Raw genomic sequence first — 23,249 nt, 5'->3', positions numbered from 1 at the left:
TAATGACTGGTACAGTAAAATTTTTCAATGAGTCCAAAGGTTACGGATTCATAACCAACGATGACACCGGAAAAGACATTTTTGTTCACGTAACAGCGTTGAATGGTGTTGAACTTAACGAAGGAGACAAAGTAGAATATTTAGAAGAAGAAGGCAGAAAAGGCGTGGTTGCTTCGCAAGTGCAAGTAATCGGATAAAAATATATTTTATTTTTGTAAGTACAAAAGTCGTCCAACTCGGGCGACTTTTTTTATTTCTTATGGTTAATTAAGGTTACGTTTCTCAATAAAGAATTTATTAAGAAGATCTTCGGCCTGGTCTTGAAGTACACCTCTAACCACAGCTGTTTTAGGATGTAGTTTTGTACCCATAACCTCGTATCCACGATGAGGGTCCGAAGCTGCGTACACTATTTTTGAAAGCTGACTCCAATAAAGCGCCCCTGCGCACATTTGACATGGTTCAAGGGTGACATATAACGTACAACCCTTAAGATATTTGCCTCCAAGATAATTAGCTGCAGCTGTAATTGCCTGCATCTCTGCATGGGCTGTCACATCAACCAAGGTCTCGGTTAAATTATGTGCCCTAGCAATGATTTTCTGATCTATAACAACCACTGCACCCACTGGTATTTCTCCCTTTTGGTAAGCTATCTCCGCTTCCTGAAGGGCTCTTTTCATAAAATAAGTGTCATCAAATGGATCCATCATAAAACAAAGATCGTTAGTTTGTTTTTAAAAGACTATATTACTTTTGTAAAGATTTTAAATAACTGAACATCGAGAAGCAAGAAACCCATAAAGTTCCCAACTTAGAATGCCCAATTCGCTTACAGGATTATGGGGTGGGTATATTTAAACATGCAGCGACGAAATCCGCGCTGAAAAAAGCCCTAAAAAAGCAACATATTACAATCGATAATATTCCTGTTAGTTCAGCTACATATATCTATGGAGGGGAAACCATTGTGTTAACCACTCCCTTAGCTCCTCAAAACATTAAAGATCCTAAAATCTCTTTTGATATAATTTACGAGGATCAATTTTTAGCAGCGATCGTAAAACCTTCTGGTGTCCTAGTAAGCGGAAACAAGTTTAAAACCATTGCCAACTCCCTTGCACATCGATTAACAAAAAGTGATCTTCCAGAGGCCTGTATTGCCCAACCTGTACACCGTTTAGACTTTGGCACCTCTGGAATTCTTCTATGCGGTAAGACCCGATCAAGCATTCGTGAGCTCAATAAAATGTTTGAACACAAACTCATGTCCAAGTCATATTATGCCATTACAGCAGGAGAAATGCCAGGTTCAGGCCATATTTCTACCCCAATCGACGGTAAAGAGGCCTTAAGCCTCTTCCAAGTTATAGAGCGAATTGATTCTAAGAAATATAACTGCCTTAATTTGGTGAAATTAAATCCCAAAACTGGAAGGCGCCACCAACTCAGAAAACACCTAGCGGGTATTAATCACCCCATTTTAGGGGATCGTGACTATGGCATAGACCATATAAGTAGTCAGGCCCAAGGCTTGTACCTACATAGCTACAGTCTAGAATTTATACACCCTTTTACAATGGAAAAACAATCGCTAATAGCGCCAATTCCAAAAAGATTTAAAAAATGGTTTAAAAAGGCACAGTATTAAAGGTCAAAACCTATCTTCACCCCAAGTTTCATAGCGATTAATTTGTTGACTCTCGCTTTCACCTCAGGTATTTTAACACTCTCAAGGACGTTATTTGCAAAGGCATACATTAACAAGGCGCGTGCTTCCTTTTTAGGAATACCTCTTGTTCTAAGATAGTACATTGCCTCTTCATCCAATTGACCAATTGTACAACCGTGAGAACACTTCACATCGTCCGCAAAGATTTCCAACTGAGGTTTGGCATTAATGGTAGCCTTATCACTAACTAAAATATTGTTGTTTTGTTGGAAACCATTGGTCTTTTGTGCTTCTTTTTCTACGATAATTCTACCGTTGAAAACTCCAGTACTTCGATCACCGTAAATTCCTTTGTAGTCTTGATGACTTTCGCAGTTTGGCGTAGCGTGGTGAACCAGGGTACTGTGATCAACATGCTGCTTATCTTCTATGATAGTAACTCCTTTCAAAGTTGAATTGATATATTCCCCTTTGTGCAAGAATTGTAAATTGTTTCTAGTCAGCTTTCCTCCAAAGGAGAATGTGTGAACAGAAGCATGACTATTTTGCTGTTGAGAAATATAGGTATTGTCTATTAAAGAAGCGCTCTCTTGATCGTTTTGAATCTTGTAGTAATCTACAATTCCTCTTTTACTTGTATGAATTTCAGTAACTGCATTGGTAAGTACTGGGTTCAGATTAAGGCTTTGGTGACGCTCGATAATTTGAACATAAGCGTTCTCTCCTACAACTACTAAATTACGAGGTTGTACCATTTGAGCAGATTCTTTACCTGTTGAGAAATACAGTACTTGAATAGGTTTTTGAACAACCTTTCCCTTAGGAACATTAATAAAAGCACCTTCTCTAGAGAATGCGGTATTTAATGCAGTCAGACTATCTTCTTTATCGACAATCTTATTGAAATAATTTTCAATCACCAATTGGTACTTAGGCTTAGTTAAAGCAGCACCCATAGTGCATACATCGATACCCTCATGAGTAGTTTCAGATAAATGCGAACTGAAAACACCATCGATAAAAACAATTCTGTAACTATCGATATCATGAATAAAATATTTCTTTATATCGTTAAACTCAACAGAGGATTCCTGTTCAGGAAAAACGCTATAATCGTTTTTTAATAATGCATTTAGAGAGGTGTATTTCCATGCCTCATCTTTTTTGGTAGGAAATCCTTTTTCCTCAAAGACTTTTATGGCTTGGGTTCGAATATCATGTACAGCGTGATTGACATCTACACGATTCTCAAAAGCCATAAATGATGATATTAATTTATCTTTTAATTCCATGATCTTAATTCTAATCTGTTTGCTTTTTACCAAAAGCGCTATTTAACAACAGCCCAACTAATATCTCAAATAAAGAAGGATTAGGCTACTTCTTGGTGGTTGACTCAATTTAAAACTAACCTATAGAAATAGAGTAAGCTTAAACTAAACCTCAACTTCTTGTTTAATCCAATCGTATCCTTTTTCCTCTAATTCGAAAGCGAGTTCTTTACCTCCAGACTTCACAATTCTACCATTGAGCAATACGTGTACAAAATCAGGAACGATATATTCTAAAAGTCGTTGATAGTGTGTAATAACCACTACAGCATTATCTTTGCTTTTAAGTTTATTAACACCGTTTGCAACAATACGTAACGCATCAATATCCAATCCTGAATCGGTCTCATCCAAAATTGCCAGTTTTGGCTCTAACATTGCCATTTGGAAAATTTCATTTCGTTTCTTCTCTCCTCCTGAGAATCCTTCATTCAAGGAACGAGACAAAAATTTACGATCAATTTCCAAAAGCTCAGACTTCTCACGAATCATTTTCAACATCTCATTAGCCGGCATATCTTCTAAGCCTTTGGCACGTCTGGTTTCGTTGATTGCTGTTTTTATAAAGTTGGTCACAGATACTCCTGGAATTTCAACAGGGTATTGGAAGGAAAGGAATAATCCTTTGTGTGCACGGTCTTCAGGTGCAAGCTCTCCTATATCTTCTCCTAGAAATTCGATATTGCCTTTAGTGACTTCAAAATCTTCATTCCCTGCAATTACCGATGACAATGTACTTTTACCAGAACCATTAGGTCCCATGATAGCGTGGATTTCACCTGGTTTAACATCCAAGTTAATTCCTTTCAAAATCTCTTTATCCTCTACGCTAGCGTGTAAATTTTCAATTCTTAACATTTCTTTCTTGTTATATGCTGTTATCTCATTAAGCTCCCCTACTACTTTTTGTCTTTGGGAACCGAACTACCAATTTTTATTTATCCTACAGATCCCTCTAATGAGATTTCTAGTAACTTTTGAGCCTCTACGGCAAATTCCATAGGAAGCTTATTCAATACTTCTTTACTAAAACCGTTCACGATCAAAGCAATAGCCTTCTCTGTATCAATACCACGTTGGTTACAGTAAAATATTTGGTCTTCACCAATTTTACTGGTTGTTGCCTCATGTTCTATTTGAGCGGTTTTGTTTTTTGTTTCAATGTACGGGAAGGTATGAGCTCCACATTGGTTACCCATCAACAAAGAATCACATTGGGAGAAATTCCTAGCGTTTTCAGCCCTACCGTGGACTTGAACAAGTCCTCTATAACTGTTCTGAGACCTTCCTGCAGAGATCCCCTTAGAGATAATAGTACTCTTAGTATTCTTCCCTAAGTGAATCATTTTGGTTCCAGTATCTGCCTGCTGATAGTTATTGGTAACTGCGATAGAATAAAACTCTCCTACCGAATTATCACCTTTAAGCACACAGGATGGGTATTTCCAAGTAACTGCTGAACCTGTTTCAACTTGCGTCCAACTAATCTTTGCTCGATTTTCACATAGTCCTCTTTTGGTAACAAAGTTAAATACCCCACCTTTTCCTTCCTTATCTCCAGGGAACCAGTTTTGAACAGTAGAATATTTAATTTCAGCATCATCCATGGCAATGAGCTCAACAACTGCTGCGTGCAGCTGGTTCTCATCTCGCGTGGGTGCTGTACAACCCTCTAAGTAACTTACATAACTCGATTCGTCAGCAATAACCAAGGTACGTTCAAATTGTCCAGTACCTGCTTGGTTAATCCTAAAGTAAGTTGAAAGCTCCATTGGACAACGTACTCCCTTAGGTATGTAGCAGAAAGAACCATCGGAGAATACTGCGGAGTTTAAAGCAGCGTAGAAGTTATCCTTCTGAGGAACTACTGTACCCAAATATTTCTTCACCAATTCAGGATGATTTTGAATTGCCTCGGAAATTGAGCAGAAAATAATTCCTTTTTCTCCTAGAGTCTTTTTAAAAGAAGTTGCTACGGAAACTGAATCCATCACAACGTCTACTGCAACCCCAGCAAGTTTTTTTTGTTCATCTAATGAAATACCAAGTCTTTTAAAGGTATCCAACAACTCTGGATCCACCTCATCTAAACTATCGTACTTTGGCTTTGATACAGGAGCTGAATAATATGATATAGCCTGAAAATCTGGTTTCTTATATGTCACATTAGCCCATTCTGGCTCCTCCATCTGCTTCCAATGACTGAAAGCTTCTAATCGCCAATCCGTCATCCATTGTGGTTCGTTCTTCTTTTTTGAAATCGCACGAACTATATCCTCATTTAAACCAATGGGCAGGGTATCCGATTCTATATCTGTATAAAACCCGTACTCGTATTCTTTGGTTTCGAGTTCCTTTTTTAATTCTTCCTCTGTATATGCCATCTTACTATTAAAGTTGTTACGTAGAAACACTATTGTCCTCTACCTAAAAATTAACTATAAAATTCGTTTTCTATAACGAAAAACTTTCACCGCACCCGCAGGTTCTTTGTGCATTCGGGTTGTTAAAGACAAACCCCTTCCCATTTAGTCCGCCAGAATACTCTAAAACGGTACCAATGAGATACAGAAAGCTTTTTTTGTCGACAATGATTTTAACAGCATTGTCTTCAAAAACCTTATCTTCCTGTTCTTTGTTTTTGTCAAATCTAAGATCATAAGATAATCCACTACAACCGCCACTCTTAACTCCAACACGCACAAAATCTTGCGTGACGTTAAATCCATCGTCCGCCATTAATTCGGCAATTTTCTTTTTCGCTGATTCAGAAACTTTTATCATTATATTTTAGTTATTTCCAAATGGTTTACAAAAATAAGGTATTCATTATGATTTACCATGCGTATATGCATTAATATATCAAATCCTCCTATAACCTTTTGTTATGCCATTTCATTATTCCTTACAAAAATTATAAAATAACTAATTATCAAGGATTTCAGGGATAGATACCCTTTAATAGGTGGGCTGAACTTTTGGGATTAAAAGCTTATAAAACATGTAAACTCTCTTTATATTTGCACCTATGATAGAAGATAAAAATCCACAACGCACCTCCATATCAGAAATGGGAGAATTTGGTTTAATTGACCACCTAACCAATACTTTTGACATTAAACAAAAAAGCACCGTAAAAGCTATTGGAGACGATGCCGCTGTACTCGACTTTAAAAGCAAACAAGCTGTTGTAACTACGGATCTTTTGGTAGAAGGTGTTCATTTTGATTTAGGGTACATGCCTTTAAAGCATTTAGGATACAAATCTATCATTGTTAATCTCTCAGATGTGTACGCTATGAATGCCAAGGCTACACAAGTGACCGTTTCCATAGCGCTCTCAAATCGCTTTCCGTTGGAGGCTGTGGAGGAGCTATACCAGGGGATAAAACTCGCCTGTGATTTATATAAGGTCGATTTAATTGGAGGAGACACTACCTCATCGGATAAAGGATTACTAATTTCTGTGACTGCGATAGGGGAAATTAACCCAAATGATGTGGTGTATAGAAGTGGCGCCCAATCTAATGACTTATTAGTAGTTACTGGCGATGTTGGCGGAGCCTATCTTGGCCTTCAGGTTCTTGAACGCGAAAAGCAAGTCTTCCAAGTGAATCCTCAGAATCAACCAGATTTGGACCAATACAGTTATATTATTGAACGTCAATTGAAACCTGAAGCGAGAAAGGATATACCTGAGCTTTTAAAGGAACTTAACGTAAAACCTACTTCCATGATTGATGTTAGCGACGGATTATCCTCTGAGATCATCCATATCTGCAAACAATCTAAGGTAGGCTGTAATTTATACGAAGACAAAATTCCTTTGGATCCACAGACCATTTCCACCTGTGAAGAATTCAACATTAGTAGCACAACAGTAGCACTAAGTGGCGGAGAGGATTATGAATTGCTTTTTACGATTTCCCAAGAGGATTATCCAAAAATCAAAGCAAATCCTAACCTTACCATCATTGGTCACATGACTCAGGAGTCAGAAGGCATGCACCTTGTTACCAGAGCAAATACCAAAATACCATTACAAGCAAGAGGATGGAGTTCATTCGACAAACAGGCATAAGAATCCTAAGACCTAATGACTAACTTCAATGGCCGGGGGAAAAAATTTCGTGATTGAGGAAATCTAGGCGACAGACTGAACTTGGTGCCTTTTACGATAAAACTTAGCTAAAGATTCATTGATTTCCTTTAATTCCGGAGTCAACACATCCAATGTACCTGATTCTGTTGTGGTCAATTCGCACTTACAATGTTTACAAGTGTATTCTGCAACATGAGAAGTGATTTTTTTCGATACCACATAGCGATGACCGAATACAGCGCACAGGGCTCTTTTGAATGTAGATTTTGAGGATTTCATATTAATAAGAATTTTGGGTAAAACAAATATATAATAATCTGTAAACCAATCAAGTATTTTTTAAAAAAATATTGATTTCTTCGATAAACGCTGCTTTATTCTCTATAAAACTCATGTGTCCATCAGGAAATTCTACCAATTTTACAGATGTATTCTGCAACTGATCGATGATCTCATCGTATTTGAGAACAGGGTCTTTTTTACCGAGAATCATCATTTTAGCAAAGGGGGTGAAGTGAAGTAATATTTCTCTATCTTCTCTAATTTTCATACCCTCTAAGGCTGCTATAATACCTTGTAAAGGAGTTTTTAACGCTTCTTTTTTTAGGGTTTTTATTTCCTCAGCGAACAATTTTCTGTTCTTTGGACGAAAGAGGTTTGAAATCCCCATTCGCACAAAGGATTTGTGATCTTTTTTAACCATTTCAATAGCGCGGTCACGGTTGGCCTTTCGCTCTGGAGAATCTGCGCGTGCGGTAGAATTTGCAAGAACCAGTCCCTTAACCTCATCTGGATAAGCTTCCGCAAAAGCAAGTGCTACATACCCACCCATGGAATGTCCTATAAAGAAAACTCTACGTAGCTTTAACCATTGTATTACAGCCTTCACAGCTTCCGCCATTTGTTCCATGGTATGCACATATCCAATACATCCAGATTTACCATGCCCTAAAAGATCAATACTTACCACTCGGTAGCGATCCACTAGCGAGGCAATAACAGCATCCCAAATCATAGAATTCTCTAAAAATCCATGTAATAACACCACTGCAGATCCTTGACCCTGGTCTGTAAAATTTACTGTTGTTCCTTTAAAATTAATGGTCATTGGTGTACACTTGGTTGTGATGAATCAAATAGCAGTGACCCATAAAGACCACTGCTACTAGAATAAAATGTTATTTATCGGTTCATCCAATCTTCAATTTCTTCTATTTCTAGTGGGATTCCCGCCATTAGGTTAAACGGTTCACCACTTTCTTGAATCACCACGTCATCTTCCAATCTAATACCAAATCCTTCTTCTGGAATATAAATTCCTGGTTCTACAGTGTAGACCATATTAGGTTGCATTGGCTTTTTTAAGGGGCCGTAGTCATGGGTATCTAATCCTATATGGTGACTAGTCCCGTGCATGAAGTATTTTTTATACGCTGGCCAAGAAGGATCTTGGTTTTGTACATCTGCTTTATCTAAAAGTCCAAGTCCGATCAATTCGCTTGTCATTAGCCTTCCAACTTCCTCATGATATTCCTTCCACATGGTTCCTGGAACGAGCATTTGAGTAGCCAATTTTTTGACATTTAAAACGGCCGAATATACCTCCTTTTGACGTGCAGTAAATCGCCCGCTAACAGGAATAGTTCGCGTCATATCACTGGCATAATTTGCATACTCCGCACCAACGTCCAACAGCAATAAATCGCCTTCTTTACACTGTTGATTGTTCACCACATAGTGTAATACATTGGCATTATTTCCAGAGGCCACAATAGGTGTATAAGCAAATCCTCTTGAACGATTCCTCAAGAATTCATGCATAAACTCTGCCTCGATCTCGTATTCCCAAACGCCAGGTTTTACAAAACCAAGTATGCGCTTAAATCCTTTTTCAGTGATTTTACAAGCTTGTTGTATCAGCGCAATTTCCTGCTCCTCTTTAGTACCTCTTAAATCCTGAAGAATAGGATTGCTTTTTTCCCATTTATGTGCAGGGAATTTTGCCTTGCATTTAAGTATAAAGCGGTCCTCTCTGGTTTGTGTTTCCACCGACTGCCTGTAATGCTCGTTGGTATTAAAATAAACAGTTTCCGCCTCGGTCATCAATTCATAAAAAACACGGTCAAAATCCTGTAACCAATAAGTCGTTTCTATTCCACTTACTTTTAATGCTTTCTCTTTACTGAGTTTTTCACCTTCCCATACGGCGATATGCGGGTTGGTCTCCCTGACAAAAAGAACCTCACGGTGTTTTTTCTCATAGGCATCAGGAAACAATACCAGAATACTTTCCTCTTGATCTACCCCACTTAAATAAAATAAATCCCTTGCTTGCTGAAAAGGCATTGTACTATCCGCTCCAATGGGATAGACATCATTAGAATTAATAACTGCAATACTATTTGGCTTCATTCTCGCCATAAATTTTTGGCGATTTTTTACAAATAAGTTGCTGTCAATCAAATCGTATTTCATGTTGTCTTTTTTGAATTTCCACAAAATTAATAAGAATCCTATGGAGAGCTGTTAAACTTCGATTAAAGTTTATAGGTTTTTCGAGATAATGACTAATATTAATGCCTAACGCAAACCTTTGCGTAAAAAAATTCAAAACGGAATCATTTTACTTTAAACTCATTCTAAATTGGAGGTAAAACCGAAATGAAAGCTTGTTAATCATTCCTTGGTGCAGTATTTTTGTGCGTATCTTATAAACTTTTACTAATGAGCGGAATATTAAATTCAACAATAGCTAGAAAAGTCGCTATGGCACTTTCGGCTATCTTTTTGTTAATTTTCCTTTTACAGCATTTTATAATCAACTTCACCTCTGTAATCAGCGAATCTACATTTAATGAATTATCCCATTTCATGGGAACCAATTTCTTAGTGCAGTTCTTGATGCAGCCGATATTAATATTTGCAGTTGTTTTTCACTTTATTATGGGTTTTTACCTAGAGGTAAAAAACAAAAGCGCACGAAGTATAAAATATGTAAATTATAAAGGAAATGCCAACTCAAGTTGGTTCTCAAGAAACATGATTTATAGCGGGCTTGTCATTCTAGCCTTTCTAGTACTTCACTTTATTGATTTCTGGCTCCCTGAAATGAATTACAAGTACATTGCAGTAAATCCTGAAGACCCTACTCGCTATTACCACGAAACAGTTGAGAAATTTCACAACCCAATTCGAGTGATCGCTTATGTAGTGTCATTTATCTTACTTGCAATGCACCTTTTACACGGATTCCAGTCTGCGTTTCAGTCGATCGGGTTTAACAACAAGTTTACACCTGGGCTGAAAGCTTTCGGTAAGGCCTTTGCAATCTTGATTCCTTTAGGCTTCATATTTATCGCCCTTTTTCACTTTTTCAATCAATAAAGACGTAAGATTATGGCAGTATTAGATTCAAAAACTCCCCAAGGTGATATAGCCAAACAGTGGGAAAATTATAAAAATAGCATCAACCTAGTAAACCCAGCTAATAAACGTAATATTGATATTATTGTGGTTGGGACAGGTCTAGCTGGTGGAGCTGCAGCAGCTACCCTAGCTGAACTAGGTTATAACGTAAAGACGTTTTGTTATCAAGATTCTCCAAGACGCGCACACTCTATCGCAGCCCAAGGTGGGATCAACGCAGCAAAAAATTATCAAGGTGACGGTGACTCCATTTATAGGTTGTTCTATGATACCGTTAAAGGAGGAGATTATCGTTCACGAGAGTCTAATGTATACCGTTTAGCGGAGGTATCAGCGAACATTATTGATCAATGTGTTGCGCAAGGGGTACCATTCGCAAGAGAATACGGCGGGTTACTAGACAACCGTTCCTTTGGAGGAGTTTTGGTATCTCGTACCTTTTATGCAAAAGGTCAAACTGGACAGCAACTACTACTTGGTGCTTATGCGGCAATGAACCGTCAAATTAACAGAGGAAAAATACAATCCTATACCCGGCATGAAATGTTGGATTTGGTAATAGTTGATGGTAAAGCACGAGGGATTATTGCAAGAGACCTTATCAGTGGAAAAATTGAACGACATGCTGCACACGCAGTTGTAATAGCATCTGGCGGATATGGAAATGTATTTTTCTTATCGACCAACGCTATGGGAAGTAATGTAACGGCCTCTTGGAAAGTCCATAAAAAAGGAGCTTTCTTTGCCAACCCATGCTTTACACAAATTCACCCTACCTGTATTCCTGTCTCTGGTGAGCATCAGTCTAAATTAACACTGATGTCAGAGTCATTGAGAAATGATGGTAGAATTTGGGTTCCTAAGAAAAAAGAAGATGCCATCGCTATCCGTGAAGGCAGATTAAAACCGACTGAATTAACAGAAGAAGAACGAGATTATTACTTGGAGCGAAGATACCCTTCTTTCGGTAACCTCGTTCCTAGAGACGTAGCTTCAAGAGCTGCTAAAGAACGATGTGATGCAGGGTTCGGTGTAAATAAAACGGGTGAAGCGGTGTTTTTAGATTTCGCATCTGCTATTGAAAGATACGGAAAAGAGCAGGCAGCCATTCATGGAAAGCACAATCCAACTGCAGAAGAAATCAGGGAATTAGGAGAAGAAGTAATCGCCAATAAATACGGTAACCTTTTCCAGATGTACGAGAAAATCGTAGATGAAAATCCTTATAAAACTCCTATGAAGATTTATCCAGCGGTGCATTATACCATGGGTGGTATCTGGGTAGATTACAATTTAATGACAACCATTCCTGGGTGTTATGCTGCTGGTGAGGCGAATTTCTCTGATCACGGCGCTAACCGTCTTGGAGCCTCTGCCCTTATGCAAGGTTTGGCAGATGGTTACTTTGTGCTTCCATACACTATTGGAGATTACCTCGCTCAGGATATTAGAACTGGTAAAATACCTACAGATTCTCCTGAATTCGAAGCCGCTGAAAAAGCAGTTGTCGACCAGATTGATAAACTGATCAACAACAAAGGAAAATACTCAGTAGATCACTACCACAAAAAACTAGGTAAGATCATGTGGAACAAATGTGGTATGGCAAGAAATGCGAAAGACCTAGCCGAGGCCGCTGTAGAAATACGCGAACTTCGCGAAGACTTCCATAAAAATGTTCTAATCCCTGGTACAGCACAAAGCAAAAACAGTGAGCTTGAAAAGGCGTTGCGTGTTGCAGACTTTTTGGAACTAGGTGAATTATTTGCCAAAGATGCCTTACACAGAAATGAATCTTGTGGAGGTCACTTTAGAGAAGAATATCAAACCGAAGAAGGGGAAGCCCAAAGGGATGATGAAAACTTCAAATATGTAGCTGCTTGGGAATATACTGGAGATCCTAGCCAAGCTAAGTTGCACAAAGAAGAATTAGAATATAAAAACATAGAGCTAAAAACACGCTCTTACAAATAGATTTGAGATGGAGCGGCTAAACTTCTTTAGTACACACTCCTTCTTAGGTCAAACTAAATTCTTGATCCTATGAATTTAAAACTAAAAATATGGCGTCAAAAAGATGCCAACTCCAAAGGAAAAATGGTCGACTACCCCATTTCTGGAGTAGAGAAGGACATGTCCTTTCTAGAAATGCTAGATGTCCTTAATGAAGAATTGGTAGCCAAAGGAGAAGAGGCCATTGAATTCGATCATGACTGCCGTGAGGGAATTTGCGGGACTTGTTCTTTACAAATTAATGGAGAACCACACGGCCCTGACCGTGGTATAACCACCTGTCAGTTACATATGCGTATGTTTAACGACGGAGACACTATTACCATAGAGCCTTTTAGAGCTAATGCATTTCCAGTGATAAAAGATTTAGTGGTGGACAGATCTTCTTTTGATCGTATCCAGCAAGCGGGTGGATTTATATCAGTGAACACCTCTGGAAATACCATAGACGCTAATGCTATTCCTGTCAATAAACATGATGCCGATAACTCCTTCAATGCCGCTACTTGTATTGGTTGTGGGGCATGTGTTGCAGCATGTAAGAATGCAAGTGCTATGTTATTTACCTCCGCGAAAGTCTCTCAGTTTGCTTTACTACCTCAAGGTAAGGTTGAAGCAACAGAAAGGGTGCTAAACATGGTAAAACAAATGGATGAAGAGGGATTTGGTAACTGTTCCAATACTGGTGCATGCGAAATTGAATGTCCAAAAGGAATTTCATTGGAAAATATTGCACGACTGAACAGAGAATACCTCGCTGCCAGTTTGAAGAAATAAACCGACGCGTTACTTCTTAGAAGTAGTACAAAACAAACATCCAGCGCCGTAAAGGTTGCTGGATGTTTGTTTTATATATATTAATTTATTAATTCCTAATGGGACTGAGCCTTTCCGGCGCCTTTCGGAATACGTATATGATCCACAATCTCCACAATTTCTATAGGGGGCTTTTTAGTGCATCTAGAAACTATAATGGCTGTTATAAAATTGACGAGCATTCCAAAGGTTCCAAATCCTTCGGGAGAAATTCCAAACCACCAATGATCAGGACCAGAATTTTCAATGGCACCAATCCAATTAAGTTTAAATCGAGCGATATAGTATAGGGTTATCCCTAACCCAAAGACCATACCTGTGATGGCTCCTTGTTTGTTCATTCTTTTAGAAAAAATACCCATCACAATAGCAGGAAAAAATGAGGCTGCGGCAAGACCAAAGGCCAGGGCCACTACCGATGCTACAAAACCTGGTGGGTTAATCCCAAAATATCCTGCTACAATCACAGCAACCACAGAAGACCCTCTAGCGGCCCATAATTCTTGTTTCTCGGTAATGTTAGGCATCACCATCTTTTTCAAAAGATCATGAGAGACAGAGGCTGAAATCACCAATAATAGACCAGCTGCCGTTGAAAGTGCTGCAGCCATCCCACCGGCAGCCACGAGTGCAATTATCCAATTAGGAAGATTGGCAATCTCAGGGTTGGCTAATACAATGATATCCCGATCGATATCCAATTCGTTTTTATCTGGATCGGCCAAGTATTGGATGAGGCCATCATTATTTTTATCATTAAAATCTAAAAGACCAGTTGTTTCCCATTTGGAGAACCAAGTAGGCATTTGATCATAGGATTGATTATTTACCGTCTCAATAAGGTTTGTTCTAGCAAAAACAGCAATCGCAGGTGCGGTTGTATAGAGGATCGCAATAAAAATAAGTGCATATAAGGCAGATTTACGGGCATCTTTAACCTTAGGCACCGTAAAAAATCTCACAATAACATGTGGCAATCCAGCCGTTCCAAGCATAAGTGCTGCCGTAATCATAAAGACATCTAAGGTAGATTTATTTCCAGAGGTATACTCCGCAAATCCTAATTCTCTATGTAAACCATCCAACTTGTCCAATAAGTAAGTGCCATCAGCAACCCGATCTCCAAAACCAAGTTGTGGTATAGGGTTTCCAGTCATCTGAATGGAGATAAAAATAGCGGGAACCATAAAGGCAAAAATCATAATACAATATTGCGCAACTTGCGTATATGTAATTCCTTTCATTCCGCCCAGTACAGAGTAGAAGAGCACAATAGCCATACCGACATAAACTCCTGTATTCACCTCCACTTCAAGAAAACGAGAAAAGACAACTCCTACTCCACGCATCTGACCAGCGATATAAGTAAAAGACACAAATAGCGCACAAATAATGGCAACGAGTCTAGCAGTCTTTGAATAATACCGATCTCCTATGAAATCTGGAACAGTAAACTTACCAAACTTCCTTAGGTAAGGTGCCAATAACAAGGCAAGTAGCACATATCCACCAGTCCAACCCATCAAATAAACAGAACCATCATAACCGGAGAAAGATATAATTCCAGCCATGGAGATAAAAGAAGCTGCTGACATCCAGTCAGCTGCCGTGGCCATACCATTGGCAAGGGGTGAAACTCCCCCACCTGCGACATAGAAATCATTAGTCGATCCTGCACGACTCCAAATTGAAATACCAATATATAGGGCAAAACTTAGCCCAACCACAATATAGGTTAAAAGTTGTAAAGACATATAATAAGTTATTCGTTCACATTGTATTTCTTATCCAATCGATTCATTAGGATAATATAGGCAAGAATTAGAACCAGAAAACAATAGATTGCTCCTTGTTGTGCAAACCAGAAGCCCAACTTAAAACCGCCCACTTGAAATTGATTTAAAAAATCAGCAAGGAGAATACCACAACCGAATGACACAGTGAACCATATGATAAGAAGAAATGTTAGGTATTTAATGTTTTCCCGCCAGTAGGCTTTCTTGGTAGCTGCATCCATAAATTTTAAGTTTATTTAACAATAATACAGAAATTATATTAAATTTTTATGCCTTTTATATTTTTAAAACAAAATAATTAGCCTCTCAATAATAAACATCCGTGTAGTTTGATGGATAAGCTTCTCACCAAAGACCCCCAAAAGAAAAAAGACCCAACGAATTGAGTCTTTTTAATACCTTATCTTATTACAAAAAAATATTATTAGGGGCAAGTTCTTCAATGGGGCTAACTTCAGAACATCAATATTTTTTTAGCAACAAGAAATAGATTTTTGATTAAAGTCAATGTCCCTTTAACACTGTAAGAGGTCGATTGGCTCTCTTGGTTGGAATCGTAGGTTAAGGTATAATCTTCCATTTCACAAATAGTTTAATTAGTAATCCACTTGGGAACCTAAATGTAGATCACATTTATGTAAATGACACATTTTTGTTGTGAACTGATTGAAAAATGTTGTGAATAGGTCAATTTGTGAAAAATCAAGGGGTGCCCTCCAGATTTATATGTTTTTTTTACGAAATACATGACATATACTAGGGAGCGATCCTAACTAAGAAGCATTTCTGGAACCTCCTCTGGAATAATCAAAGTACCTTCGGTAGAAGCTTTAATCTCCTCTACACTTACCCCAGGGGCACGTTCTAAAAGTAAAAAGCCCTTCTCTGTAATTTCAATAACAGCTAAATTCGAAACAATTTTTTTAACGCAGCCCACGCCTGTTAAGGGCAGCCTACAAGATTTCAGCAGTTTAGACTCCCCCGCTCTATTGGTATGCATCATAGCTACTATAATATTTTCAGCAGAGGACACTAAATCCATAGCCCCACCCATGCCTTTGACCATCTTTTCAGGAATTTTCCAGTTGGCTATATCGCCATTTTGTGCTACTTCCATCGCCCCTAATATGGTAAGATCAACATGTTTACCCCGAATCATTCCAAAACTAAGAGAAGAATCAAAAAAAGAAGCTCCCGGAAGTGTTGTTATAGTCTGTTTCCCTGCATTGATTAAATCAGGATCCTCCTCACCCTCCCATGGGAAAGGCCCCATACCTAACACACCATTTTCACTTTGAAATTCCACTGCAATATCATCCCGCACATAGTTGGCCACCAGTGTGGGTATTCCGATACCGAGATTCACGTAATAACCGTCCTTAACTTCTTTGGCGATACGTTGTGCGATTTGTTCTTTACTCAATGCCATGATAGTTCTTTATTAGTTTCATGTTCAGTTTGTGCGTTTTCTAACGGTGCGTTGTTCGATACGTTTTTCATACCGCTGTCCCTGAAAGATCCGCTGCACAAAAATTCCAGGAATATGTATTTGATTGGGCTCTAGGCTTCCAGCAGGAACAAGTTCTTCCACCTCCACAACTGTAATGGTAGCGGCTCCACACATAACAGGATTAAAATTTCGAGCGGTTCCTTTAAAAATAAGATTCCCAGCATGATCACCTTTCCAAGCTTTAATAAAAGCAAAGTCCGCTTTAAAAGCTTCTTCAAGAACATAGTTCTTTCCATTGAAATTTCTAACTTCTTTACCCTGGGCAACCTCAGTTCCATAACCAGCAGGTGTAAAAAAAGCAGGAATCCCAACTTGAGCTGCACGACATCGCTCGGCTAAGGTCCCTTGAGGAGTCAGTTCTACTTCCATTTCACCGGTGAGCATTTGGCGTTCAAACTCAGCGTTTTCTCCCACATAAGAGGCAATCATTTTGCGAATTTGCCGCTTTTGTAAAAGCAAGCCTAAACCAAAATCATCCACCCCGGCATTATTAGAAATACAACAGAGGTCCTTCACCCCCATTGTCACTATTTCGTTGATGCAATTTTCTGGGATCCCGCAGAGCCCGAAGCCTCCAAACATCATGGTCATACCATCCTGAACATCTTTTAAGGCTTCCTGTACTGAATTTACACGCTTGTTAATCATTTTTCAATAATTTAACTGAAAATTACGAATAATTCAACAGATTTAAAACCTCGGGAAGAATTTTGAAGAATATTTTATAGAAAAAACTTTCCTATAATTAAAACAGAAGGAACTTGGGTTAGATCTGGTTTGAGTGGACTACTTCACAGCCAGCTTCTTTCATCTGTTCTATAGCACGATCACCATCACCTTCTTTAAGATTTACAGCCCTTATCGCATCTTTAATAACAACGGTTTTAAATCCGTGCTTTTGGGCATCTAAAGCGGAAGATAATACGCAGTAGTCCGTGGCAATACCACAAACATATACGGTATCGATTTCTTTAGATTTAAGGAATTGCACAAGGTCTAGATTGGTAGCCTCGAATGCCGAATATCCATCATCCACATTCGCAGTCCCTTTTTCAACCACTTGATCAATTATTTTGGAGTTGAGCTCTGCATGGAACTCAGCGCCGTGGGTACCGGCTACGCAATGCACAGGCCATTTCTCAAAATGGACTGTTTCTTCGGGGTGCCAATCTTTAGAAGCCACTACAAGATCAAACTTATCTGCAATATTATTGATCACTGGCGCAACCTCTTCTCCTCCACGAGTAGCCAGTGCTCCTCCAGTGCAAAAGTCATTTTGAACATCTACAATCAGTAAAGCTTTCATAACACTTTTATTTTATCTAGTTGACATTTTTAAATAAAGTAGACTAAAACTAAGGACTTTAAAAATCAATGTCAAGGTCTTGGTTATAATCGACCTGAATAGAATCTTGTGATGCTTCTGGCGGGAGATCACAATCTACTCGAATGGTCATCTCCTCTGGCTCTTCGAAGGCTTCTTTTGAAATCTCCAGATCCTCATCGGCATAACATTTTTTCATATATACTGCCCAAATAGGAAGCGCCATACTCGCACCCTGACCATAGCGGATTCCAGCAAAGTGAATGGAACGATCTTCTCCACCAACCCAAACACCAGTAACAAGATTCGGAACCATTCCCATAAACCAACCATCACTTTGATTCTGAGTAGTACCTGTTTTTCCTGCAATTGGATTCGTAAATTCATACGGATAGCCCGTTATAATTTCTTTGTACATTTGCTGGTTCTTCGCGTAATTTCCTCGTAGTCTTGCACCAGATCCACTTTGGGTAACCCCTTCCATGAGCTTTACTGTAGTATAGGCCACTTCTGGACTTAGGACGTCTCTAGTCTCAGGAACAGATTCATATAAAACCGTTCCATTTTTATCTTCGATCCGTGTAATCATCACAGGTTTTACATAGACCCCTTTATTAGCAAAGGTTCCAAAGGCTCCTACCATTTCGTAGACTGAGATATCTGGCGTCCCTAAACCAATTGAGGGTACAGGTAGCACGGGAGATTCAACACCCATTCGCTGAATTAAATTCACAACAGGTTGTGGTCCCACTTTATCCATAAGTCTTGCCGTAATTGTATTCACTGAATTAGCGAGCGCTTTTTTTAGGGTAATCATCTCACCTGAGTACTTACCATTGGAGTTTTTAGGGCACCAAGGCTCTAGATTCCCATACTTATGGGCCTCAATACAGGTATAAATATCAGGTAACTGGTCGCATGGCGATAGATGCAATTGATCAATGGCAGTAGCATAAACAAAAGGTTTGAAAGTTGAACCTACCTGTCGACGACCTTGCTTTACGTGGTCGTATTGAAAATGCTTATAATTGATACCACCAACCCAGGCCTTTACATGCCCTGATTGCGGATCCATTGACATCATACCAGTCTGTAAGAAGTATTTATAATAACGTAAAGAATCCAGAGGAGTCATCACCGTATCAATTTCCCCTTTCCAACTAAAAATTCTCATAGGCCTTTCTTCTTTAAAAGAGGCTAGAATTTCCTCAGAAGATTTGCCTAAATCATCTCTCATATGTCTCCAGCGTTCGGATCTCCGCATCGAATTATTGATCAGTTTATCAATTTCTTCTGGAGTTAAATCATGGAAAGGGGCCGTCTTATTTCGCTCTTTAGTATTTTGAACAAAAAATTCCGCTTGAAGTCTCGCCATATGCTCGCTCACTGCTTCCTCGGCGTACTGTTGCATGCGTGAATCAATAGTGGTAAAAATCTTAAGACCATCTAAATAAATATTATACTTCTCACCATCTGGTCGGTAGTTCTTAGGATCAGAGGTCCAATCCCTAAGCCAGTCCCTTAAGTATTCTCTAAAATAAGTGGCAATTCCTTCACGATGAGACTCTGGGTGGTAGTCAATCTCTAGAGGAGAAGCCTTTAGAGTGTCTAATTGAACATCATTGATAAAATCATTTTTATACATCTGTTCGAAAACCACATTTCTTCTGTTGGTGACCCCTACAGGATTTCGACGTGGATTGTAAAGTGAGGAGTTTTTGAACATCCCTACTAGCATAGCCGATTCATCTATTTCTAATTCATTCGGTTCTTTTCCAAAATAAATCCTAGCAGCAGAACGAATTCCATCGGCAAAATTTCCAAAATCATAGATATTGAAATACATCGCAATAATCTCTTCCTTTGTATACTGCTCCTCTAATCTTATAGCGATAATCCATTCTTTAATCTTCTGTATAATTCGTTCTCCTATATTTGAAGATACCTTATCCGTAAATAATTGTTTTGCAAGTTGTTGAGAAATCGTACTTGCACCACCTCTACTTCCAAGGAAAACGACCGCTCTTAGGGTACCCCATGCATCAATTCCAGAGTGTTTGTAGAATCGCTCATCCTCAGTAGCGATAAGCGCATTCACCAAATGTTCAGGCAACTCTTCAAATTCAACTGGAGTTCTGTTGTCCTCTAAGTAGTACTTTCCTAGTGTTTTCCCGTCGGATGATATGACCTCACTAGCCAAATTCGTATCTGGACTTTCTAAGACTTCAAAGGTTGGTAGTTTACCAAATACCCCCCATGAGGCTAACAAGAAAATTAAAGCAATAAAAAGGATCCCGGCACCAATTAGTCCCCAAAACCACAATATGTACTTTTTAAAACTCCCTTGCTTTTTAACGGTTGCTTTCTTTGATGCTTTTTTAGCCATCTCTATTTTACTGATTTTTCTATTCGTATACCTACGTCCGTTATACCCTCTAAGGTTGTTACACCTTCAACATCACCATTTTTTCTCATGGCGTGTTGTATGGCGATTTGGTAACTCCCTAACTCTGGGAAGACGATATGCTCCTTATAAAAAAGTTTATTTTCTTTTAATGATGAAAACCCTTGGCCTAACCACTCTCCGCTTGCCTTGGCCATTTCATATTGCAGGGTATCTGCTACCACTTTCCCGTTTGGAAAATTCATATTGACAATCAAAAACAGATTACTAAACGGATAGTCTTCATTGTTGCGAAGGTTAATAAACACATCATAGGTCTGTGTGGAATCTGGAGCTGGAAATTCAAACACAACCGATTGTCCCTTATCCCAGCCATCTGAGAGTTCCTTATAATCACCATAGACCATGTTGGCATTATTACATGATGACAGAAGTATCATTATCAACCACAGGGCGGCAAACCTATTTAGCATTCTTTGGTCTTTTCGATTTATTATTTGAATGACGTTTTTTGTTTTGGTTTCTTCTCTTTTTGCCTTTTGGTCTATCAAAACGTGTTAAACTGTCTTGACCTACAACGTTCTCAAAAGAAGTTTTAGTATCCTCACTTAATTCAATAGCATATTCCTCCAAACTTGCTACAGTCTGTTTTTTCTTATGCAATTCAATAATTTCTTTTACCTGAGCCGTGGTCAACACATACCAGTTTGCCCACTCTCCTTCATAGGCATACCACATCATCTCCTTGAAAATATCTACCTTTTGACAAATGGCATCTCCCTTTTTGGTCTTCAATCGAATATCTTGGCTTGGAAACTCTTTTAATGCATCTAGGTAGGCATCCAATTCATAATTCAGACAGCATTTGAGCTTCCCGCATTGACCTGCCAATTTTTGCGGGTTTAATGACAATTGTTGATAACGGGCTGATGCGGTATTTACAGATCTAAAATCTGTTAACCAAGTGGAACAGCACAACTCCCGACCACAAGATCCTATTCCACCCAAACGAGCAGCCTCCTGACGATAACCAATCTGACGCATTTCGATACGAATACCGAAGGCTCTAGCCATGTCCTTGATCAGCTGACGAAAATCCACACGTTCCTCGGCCGTATAATAGAAAGTGGCTTTAGAACCATCTCCCTGAAATTCAACATCTGAAATCTTCATCGCTAATTGAAGCCGAATAGCTAACTCGCGAGATCTTTTTTGTACCTCAGGCTCCTTATCTCTAGAGGCCTGCCATACATCTACATCCTTTTGTGAAGCTTTTCTATATATTTTAGGTAGATTTTCATCCTTATAATCTACCTTTTTCTTCTTCATTTGTACCTTAACCAATTCCCCAACCAAGGTTACAATCCCCACATCATGGCCAGATTGCGCCTCAGTAGCAACAATGTCTCCAATGGAAAGTGTTATTGTACTAGGTTTTCTAAAAAATTCCTTTCTACTGTTTTTGAAGCGTACCTCTACACAGTCAAATACTTCTTGACCACTGGGTAAAGCCATATTTGAAAGCCAGTCAAAAACGGTAAGTTTATTACAACCATCTGTTCCGCAAGTCCCGTTATTTTTACACCCACGTGGTTGCCCCCCCTTACCGGTTGAACAACTGCTACATCCCATAATTTTTATATATTGATCCGAATATTTCTAAGCTTAGAAAATGTCGGATTTAGGTTCATAAATTCATTTTCCTATTGGTAAAGATAGTATTTTCAAATTAGTTAAACCGTGCTGGTTTTAAACTTCGTATCTCCTACATTCAAATTCATCTTCGAACCCGTCTATTTATTAGAATCCTTGAAGTAGGTTTATTTGTATTTTAAAACTTCTGATCGCCCTTTTTTGAAAATCATATTACTTTTGGTTTGTCCTCTTCGAAGTGCTTTTTGCTCCTCATATGGTAATGCGGCAATTTCTGCACATTTCTCAGAGCAACAGTTACTATATTTCTCAGCACATTCAGGACACTGAATAAAAAGCAAATGACATGCTTCATTTGCACAATTCACATGCGTATCACAAGGCTTACCGCATTGGTGGCAGTGCGCAATTACATCCTCAGAAATACGTTCCGCTCGTCTTTGGTCAAAAACAAAGTTCTTTCCAATAAATTTATTTTCCAGACCCTTCTCCTTAACTTGGCGAACGTAGTTTATAATTCCGCCTTCGAGTTGATAGACATTCTTAAAACCTTTATGCTTGTAATAAGCACTTGCTTTTTCACAACGTATTCCACCGGTACAATACATTACAAGGTTTTTATCTTCCTTATGTGTTTTTAAATCCTCCTCTATAATAGCTAAGGAATCTCTAAAGGTGTCAACATCTGGGGTTACGGCGTTTTTAAAATGACCTATTTCACTTTCGTAGTGATTCCTCATATCGACAAGAACGGTATTTGGATCTTCAATCAGTGTATTAAATCGCTCTGCGTCCACATGAACTCCTTTATTTGTTACATCAAATGTATCGTCGTTCAAACCATCTGCTAAAATTTTATCTCTAACTTTCACTTTAAGCTTTAGAAACGAAAAGTTATCCTGTTCGATAGCGATATTCAGCCGTACGTTTTTTAAAAAACTAATAGAATCGAGATGCTCCTTAAATTTTTGAAAATAATCGGCCGGTACTGATAATTGGGCATTAATCCCTTCGTGTGCCACATAGATACGCCCTAAGACATCTAATTCATTCCAAGCGACAAAGAGATGGTTTCTAAAAATTTCTGGATTTCCGATTTTTGCATAGGTATAGAAAGAGATGGTTAAGCGTTCCTTTCCAGCTTGTTCAATAAGCGTTGCTCTTTCCTCTGCGCTAAGGTTATTGTACAGTTGCATGCTATA

At 38.7% G+C, this 23,249-nt stretch carries 22 protein-coding genes; 6 read left to right on the top strand and 16 right to left on the bottom strand.

The features are described from left to right. Positions 1 to 2: 2 nt before the first annotated feature. Positions 3 to 197 (top strand): cold-shock protein, encoded by a 195-nt coding sequence (locus VKY50_RS07625; protein ID WP_008990027.1) that lies wholly within the window; start codon positions 3 to 5, stop codon positions 195 to 197. 66 nt (positions 198 to 263) lie between these two features. On the opposite strand, the gene VKY50_RS07620 is transcribed toward VKY50_RS07625, so the two are convergent. Further along, positions 264 to 713 carry a nucleoside deaminase gene (locus tag VKY50_RS07620; protein WP_324300498.1) on the bottom strand — a complete coding sequence of 150 codons (450 nt, stop codon included), beginning with the start codon at positions 711 to 713 and terminating at the stop codon, positions 264 to 266. A gap of 134 nt (positions 714 to 847) precedes the next feature. Between VKY50_RS07620 and VKY50_RS07615 the strand changes: the two genes are divergently transcribed. Further along, complete coding sequence (locus VKY50_RS07615) at positions 848 to 1,651, top strand: RluA family pseudouridine synthase (RefSeq protein WP_008990029.1); 804 nt, start codon at positions 848 to 850, stop codon at positions 1,649 to 1,651. On the opposite strand, the gene sufD is transcribed toward VKY50_RS07615, so the two are convergent. The 4 genes from sufD to VKY50_RS07595 all read right to left on the bottom strand — a co-directional run bounded on the left by sufD (position 1,648) and on the right by VKY50_RS07595 (position 5,787). Next, positions 1,648 to 2,964, bottom strand: coding sequence for a Fe-S cluster assembly protein SufD (gene sufD / locus VKY50_RS07610; RefSeq protein WP_324300496.1), 1,317 nt, complete (start codon positions 2,962 to 2,964; stop codon positions 1,648 to 1,650). The two genes, VKY50_RS07615 and sufD, sit on opposite strands and share 4 nt — an antisense overlap. A 144-nt stretch (positions 2,965 to 3,108) precedes the next feature. Then, positions 3,109 to 3,861 (bottom strand): Fe-S cluster assembly ATPase SufC, encoded by a 753-nt coding sequence (gene sufC / locus VKY50_RS07605; RefSeq protein ID WP_008990031.1) that lies wholly within the window; start codon positions 3,859 to 3,861, stop codon positions 3,109 to 3,111. 80 nt (positions 3,862 to 3,941) lie between these two features. Further along, a complete protein-coding gene (gene sufB / locus VKY50_RS07600; RefSeq protein ID WP_008990032.1) occupies positions 3,942 to 5,387 on the bottom strand; it encodes a Fe-S cluster assembly protein SufB in 1,446 nt (481 codons plus the stop codon). Between the two features lie 70 nt (positions 5,388 to 5,457). After that, a complete protein-coding gene (locus VKY50_RS07595; RefSeq protein WP_008990033.1) occupies positions 5,458 to 5,787 on the bottom strand; it encodes a HesB/IscA family protein in 330 nt (109 codons plus the stop codon). A 244-nt stretch (positions 5,788 to 6,031) separates the two neighbouring features. On the opposite strand from VKY50_RS07595, the gene thiL reads away from it, so the two are divergent. Further along, positions 6,032 to 7,084, top strand: coding sequence for a thiamine-phosphate kinase (thiL, locus tag VKY50_RS07590; RefSeq protein ID WP_324300488.1), 1,053 nt, complete (start codon positions 6,032 to 6,034; stop codon positions 7,082 to 7,084). A gap of 349 nt (positions 7,085 to 7,433) precedes the next feature. Here thiL and VKY50_RS07585 read toward each other — a convergent pair whose 3' ends face one another. Together VKY50_RS07585 and VKY50_RS07580 are read right to left on the bottom strand one after the other, a co-directional pair. Beyond that, the gene (locus VKY50_RS07585) at positions 7,434 to 8,213 is read right to left on the bottom strand and encodes an alpha/beta fold hydrolase (RefSeq protein WP_324300486.1); all 780 of its coding nucleotides are present in this window, start codon (positions 8,211 to 8,213) and stop codon (positions 7,434 to 7,436) included. A gap of 74 nt (positions 8,214 to 8,287) precedes the next feature. Then, positions 8,288 to 9,580, bottom strand: a complete 1,293-nt coding sequence (locus tag VKY50_RS07580) for an aminopeptidase P N-terminal domain-containing protein (RefSeq protein ID WP_324300484.1) — start codon at positions 9,578 to 9,580, stop codon at positions 8,288 to 8,290. A 249-nt stretch (positions 9,581 to 9,829) separates the two neighbouring features. Here VKY50_RS07580 and VKY50_RS07575 point away from each other — a divergent pair, with 249 nt between their 5' ends. From VKY50_RS07575 to VKY50_RS07565, 3 genes are all read left to right on the top strand, one after another. Next, the gene (locus VKY50_RS07575) at positions 9,830 to 10,489 is read left to right on the top strand and encodes a succinate dehydrogenase cytochrome b subunit (protein ID WP_324300482.1); all 660 of its coding nucleotides are present in this window, start codon (positions 9,830 to 9,832) and stop codon (positions 10,487 to 10,489) included. 12 nt (positions 10,490 to 10,501) lie between these two features. Continuing rightward, the gene (locus tag VKY50_RS07570) at positions 10,502 to 12,505 is read left to right on the top strand and encodes a fumarate reductase/succinate dehydrogenase flavoprotein subunit (RefSeq protein WP_324300479.1); all 2,004 of its coding nucleotides are present in this window, start codon (positions 10,502 to 10,504) and stop codon (positions 12,503 to 12,505) included. 69 nt (positions 12,506 to 12,574) lie between these two features. Then, the gene (locus VKY50_RS07565; protein ID WP_324300477.1) at positions 12,575 to 13,321 is read left to right on the top strand and encodes a succinate dehydrogenase/fumarate reductase iron-sulfur subunit; all 747 of its coding nucleotides are present in this window, start codon (positions 12,575 to 12,577) and stop codon (positions 13,319 to 13,321) included. Between the two features lie 95 nt (positions 13,322 to 13,416). Here the strand turns inward: VKY50_RS07565 and VKY50_RS07560 are convergent, their stop codons facing one another. The 9 genes from VKY50_RS07560 to trhO all read right to left on the bottom strand — a co-directional run bounded on the left by VKY50_RS07560 (position 13,417) and on the right by trhO (position 23,243). Beyond that, the gene (locus VKY50_RS07560) at positions 13,417 to 15,114 is read right to left on the bottom strand and encodes a sodium:solute symporter family protein (protein ID WP_324300475.1); all 1,698 of its coding nucleotides are present in this window, start codon (positions 15,112 to 15,114) and stop codon (positions 13,417 to 13,419) included. Between the two features lie 8 nt (positions 15,115 to 15,122). After that, complete coding sequence (locus VKY50_RS07555) at positions 15,123 to 15,377, bottom strand: DUF4212 domain-containing protein (protein ID WP_324300473.1); 255 nt, start codon at positions 15,375 to 15,377, stop codon at positions 15,123 to 15,125. Between the two features lie 548 nt (positions 15,378 to 15,925). Then, the gene (locus VKY50_RS07550; RefSeq protein WP_324300471.1) at positions 15,926 to 16,585 is read right to left on the bottom strand and encodes a CoA transferase subunit B; all 660 of its coding nucleotides are present in this window, start codon (positions 16,583 to 16,585) and stop codon (positions 15,926 to 15,928) included. 24 nt (positions 16,586 to 16,609) lie between these two features. Beyond that, the gene (locus VKY50_RS07545) at positions 16,610 to 17,314 is read right to left on the bottom strand and encodes a CoA transferase subunit A (protein WP_324300469.1); all 705 of its coding nucleotides are present in this window, start codon (positions 17,312 to 17,314) and stop codon (positions 16,610 to 16,612) included. A gap of 118 nt (positions 17,315 to 17,432) precedes the next feature. After that, on the bottom strand, positions 17,433 to 17,972 hold the full coding sequence (locus tag VKY50_RS07540; protein WP_324300467.1) for a nicotinamidase: 540 nt from the start codon (positions 17,970 to 17,972) through the stop codon (positions 17,433 to 17,435). A 58-nt stretch (positions 17,973 to 18,030) separates the two neighbouring features. After that, the gene (locus tag VKY50_RS07535) at positions 18,031 to 20,376 is read right to left on the bottom strand and encodes a penicillin-binding protein 1A (protein ID WP_324300465.1); all 2,346 of its coding nucleotides are present in this window, start codon (positions 20,374 to 20,376) and stop codon (positions 18,031 to 18,033) included. A gap of 2 nt (positions 20,377 to 20,378) precedes the next feature. Next, entirely contained in the window at positions 20,379 to 20,867 is a 489-nt protein-coding gene (locus VKY50_RS07530; RefSeq protein WP_324300463.1) for a gliding motility lipoprotein GldH, read from the bottom strand. Beyond that, positions 20,857 to 22,026: a PSP1 domain-containing protein gene (locus tag VKY50_RS07525; protein WP_324300461.1), complete on the bottom strand. Its 1,170-nt coding sequence runs from the start codon at positions 22,024 to 22,026 to the stop codon at positions 20,857 to 20,859. The genes VKY50_RS07530 and VKY50_RS07525 overlap by 11 nt, the downstream gene beginning before the upstream one ends. A gap of 188 nt (positions 22,027 to 22,214) precedes the next feature. After that, a complete protein-coding gene (trhO, locus tag VKY50_RS07520) occupies positions 22,215 to 23,243 on the bottom strand; it encodes an oxygen-dependent tRNA uridine(34) hydroxylase TrhO (RefSeq protein ID WP_324300459.1) in 1,029 nt (342 codons plus the stop codon). Between the last annotated feature and the right edge of the window lie 6 nt (positions 23,244 to 23,249).

The sequence above is a fragment of the Galbibacter sp. genome (assembly GCF_035306585.1).
GTDB lineage: Bacteria > Bacteroidota > Bacteroidia > Flavobacteriales > Flavobacteriaceae > Galbibacter.
Note: the sequence above shows the minus strand (reverse complement) of the source record. Positions and strands in the feature narration are given on the sequence as shown.